General features: G+C 54.5%; 1 protein-coding gene. It reads right to left on the reverse strand.

Translation table 11 applies throughout. The features are described from left to right. Positions 1-3: 3 nt before the first annotated feature. Positions 4-257: zinc-dependent peptidase (locus ACPYOJ_RS35860; protein ID WP_481420458.1), on the reverse strand; the 254-nt coding region annotated here is incomplete at its 5' end.

A 257-nucleotide genomic window follows, 5' to 3' on the forward strand; every position in this document is an offset into this window, starting at 1 on the left:
GTCTTAATGGAGCTGGTGAGATGAATTGCCGGCAGGATCCTCATTTTGCCGCAGACGCAGCAGAGGGTCTTGCTGATAAAACTGACAGAACCGTTGCCAGAGGGCCGGGAAACGGGGGGCGAAAAGCTCAGGTGCGCTAAAGAAATATTCTGACAGCACCGCAAAGCACTCCGCAGGATCGGTTGCCGCATAGGCATCGATGCTGGCGGCACTTTCGCCCACCAGATCTATCTCATCCTGGATATTATCCATTGCCG

This window comes from Rhizobium sp. SVR5-9E, assembly GCF_056755095.1.